Annotated in this window: 2 rRNA genes; both read left to right on the top strand. The window is 56.7% G+C overall.

Features of this window, described 5'->3' with window-relative positions:
- Positions 1 to 45 precede the first annotated feature (45 nt).
- A 23S ribosomal RNA gene (locus AB0I57_RS19970) occupies positions 46 to 3181 on the top strand.
- Positions 3182 to 3278: 97 nt separating this feature from the next.
- Positions 3279 to 3395 (top strand): 5S ribosomal RNA (gene rrf / locus AB0I57_RS19975).
- Positions 3396 to 3402: the final 7 nt, after the last annotated feature.

Raw genomic sequence — 3402 nt, forward strand, 5'->3', positions numbered from 1 at the left:
GTTGTGTGTTGTTTGAGAACTGCACAGTGGACGCGAGCATCTTTGTTGTAAGTAGTCAAGAGCGTACGGTGGATGCCTTGGCACCAGGAGCCGATGAAGGACGTGGGAGGCTGCGATAAGCCTCGGGGAGCTGTCAACCGAGCTGAGATCCGAGGGTGTCCGAATGGGGAAACCCAGCACGAGTGATGTCGTGTTACCCGCACCTGAATGTATAGGGTGTGTGGAGGGAACGTGGGGAAGTGAAACATCTCAGTACCCACAGGAAGAGAAAACAACATGTGATTCCGTGAGTAGTGGCGAGCGAAAGCGGATGAGGCTAAACCATGGATGTGTGATAACCGGCAGGTGTTGCATTCGTGGGGTTGTGGGGTTCGCCGTTGTCGATACTGCCGTGTCGGCCGACAGTGATAAATCGCTTGTGTTAGTGGAAGTGGTCTGGAATGGCCCACCGTAGGGGGTGAGAGTCCCGTACACGAAAACATGGTGACTGTTGTGGCGGATACCCGAGTAGCACCGGGCCCGTGAAATCTGGTGTGAATCTGTCGGGACCACCCGATAAGCCTGAATACTCCCTGGTGACCGATAGCGGACTAGTACCGTGAGGGAAAGGTGAAAAGTACCCCGGGAGGGGAGTGAAATAGTACCTGAAACCGTGCGCTTACAATCCGTCAGAGCCTGCGCCGCCTTTGGGTGGGTGGGTGATGGCGTGCCTTTTGAAGAATGAGCCTGCGAGTTAGTGGCATGTCGCGAGGTTAACCCGTGTGGGGTAGCCGTAGCGAAAGCGAGTCCGAATAGGGCGAGTCAGTGGCATGTTCTAGACCCGAAGCGGAGTGATCTACCCATGGCCAGGTTGAAGCGACGGTAAGACGTCGTGGAGGACCGAACCCACTTAGGTTGAAAACTGAGGGGATGAGTTGTGGGTAGGGGTGAAAGGCCAATCAAACTCCGTGATAGCTGGTTCTCCCCGAAATGCATTTAGGTGCAGCGTCACGTGTTTCTCACCGGAGGTAGAGCTACTGGATGGTCTAGGGGGCCTACAAGCTTACCGAAATCAGCCAAACTCCGAATGCCGGTGAGTGAGAGCGTGGCAGTGAGACTGCGGGGGATAAGCTTCGTAGTCGAGAGGGAAACAGCCCAGATCGCCGGCTAAGGTCCCTAAGCGTGTACTAAGTGGAAAAGGATGTGGGGTCGCGAAGACAACCAGGAGGTTGGCTTAGAAGCAGCCACCCTTGAAAGAGTGCGTAATAGCTCACTGGTCAAGTGATCCTGCGCCGACAATGTAGCGGGGCTCAAGTACACCACCGAAGCCGCGGCACTCACACATTGCATTCCCTTCACTCTGCGGAGTGTTGGGCAGTGGTGTGGGTGGGTAGGGGAGCGTCGTGTGGCCAGGGAAGCAGCAGTGTGAACTAGTTGTGGAGGCCATGCGAGTGAGAATGCAGGCATGAGTAGCGAAAGACGAGTGAGAAACTCGTCCGCCGAATGACCAAGGGTTCCTGGGCCAGGTTAATCCGCCCAGGGTGAGTCGGGACCTAAGACGAGGCCGACAGGCGTAGCCGATGGACAACGGGTTGATATTCCCGTACCCGTGTGAACGCGCCCCTGGTGAATCAGTGATGCTAAGCGCCCTGAAACCTGCTGTGTGCCTTCGGGTGTGTGGTGGGTGGATGCGCGTGAACCGAGCTGGTAGTAGCCAAGCGATGGGGTGACGCAGGAAGGTAGCTGAGCCAGTCAGTGGTAATACTGGTGTAAGCCGGTAGGGCGAACGGTAGGCAAATCCGCCGTTCACATGCCTGAGAGGTGACGCATAGCCGAATGAGGCGAATTCAGTGATCCTATGCTGCCGAGAAAAGCCTCTAGCGAGCTTTCACACGGCCCGTACCCCAAACCGACACAGGTGGTCAGGTAGAGAATACCGAGGCGATCGAGACAACTATGGTTAAGGAACTCGGCAAAATGCCCCCGTAACTTCGGGAGAAGGGGGGCCCTGTCCGGTGATCACCCTCGCGGTGTGAGCTGGGTGGGGCCGCAGAGACCAGTGAGAAGCGACTGTTTACTAAAAACACAGGTCCGTGCGAAGTCGTAAGACGATGTATACGGACTGACGCCTGCCCGGTGCTGGAAGGTTAAGAGGACCGGTTAGCTCTTTCGGGAGCGAAGCCGAGAATTTAAGCCCCAGTAAACGGCGGTGGTAACTATAACCATCCTAAGGTAGCGAAATTCCTTGTCGGGTAAGTTCCGACCTGCACGAATGGCGTAACGACTTCTCAGCTGTCTCAACCATAGACTCGGCGAAATTGCATTACGAGTAAAGATGCTCGTTACGCGCGGCAGGACGAAAAGACCCCGGGACCTTCACTACAGCTTGGTATTGGTGTTCGGTTCGGTTTGTGTAGGATAGGTGGGAGACTGTGAAGCGGCCACGCCAGTGGTCGTGGAGTCGTTGTTGAAATACCACTCTGATCGTATTGGACCTCTAACCTCGGACCATGATCTGGTTCAGGGACAGTGCCTGGTGGGTAGTTTAACTGGGGCGGTTGCCTCCCAAAATGTAACGGAGGCGCCCAAAGGTTCCCTCAGCCTGGTTGGCAATCAGGTGTCGAGTGCAAGTGCACAAGGGAGCTTGACTGTGAGACTGACGGGTCGAGCAGGGACGAAAGTCGGGACTAGTGATCCGGCACCGGCATGTGGAAGCGGTGTCGCTCAACGGATAAAAGGTACCCCGGGGATAACAGGCTGATCTTCCCCAAGAGTCCATATCGACGGGATGGTTTGGCACCTCGATGTCGGCTCGTCGCATCCTGGGGCTGGAGTAGGTCCCAAGGGTTGGGCTGTTCGCCCATTAAAGCGGCACGCGAGCTGGGTTTAGAACGTCGTGAGACAGTTCGGTCTCTATCCGCCGCGCGCGTTAGAAACTTGAGGAAGGCTGTCCCTAGTACGAGAGGACCGGGACGGACGAACCTCTGGTGTGCCAGTTGTTCCGCCAGGAGCACTGCTGGTTAGCTACGTTCGGAAGGGATAACCGCTGAAAGCATCTAAGCGGGAAGCCTGTTCCAAGATGAGGTTTCTCACCCCCTCGAGGGGGTAAGGCCCCCGGCAGACCACCGGGTTGATAGGCCAGAACTGGAAGCACAGCAATGTGTGCAGGTGACTGGTACTAATAGGCCGAGGACTTACCACGAAGAAGCTACGCGTCCACTGTGCGGTATCTGAAACAACACACACGAGCCACCCCCCAAACACGGGGGGGCCGGCCCGAGGTGACAGTTTCACAGAGTTACGGCGGCCATAGCGGAGGGGAAACGCCCGGTCCCATTCCGAACCCGGAAGCTAAGCCCTCCAGCGCCGATGGTACTGCACCCGACAGGGTGTGGGAGAGTAGGACACCGCCGAACACCCGTT

This window comes from Rhodococcus sp. NPDC049939 (genome assembly GCF_040656415.1).
Lineage (GTDB): Bacteria > Actinomycetota > Actinomycetes > Mycobacteriales > Mycobacteriaceae > Rhodococcus_F.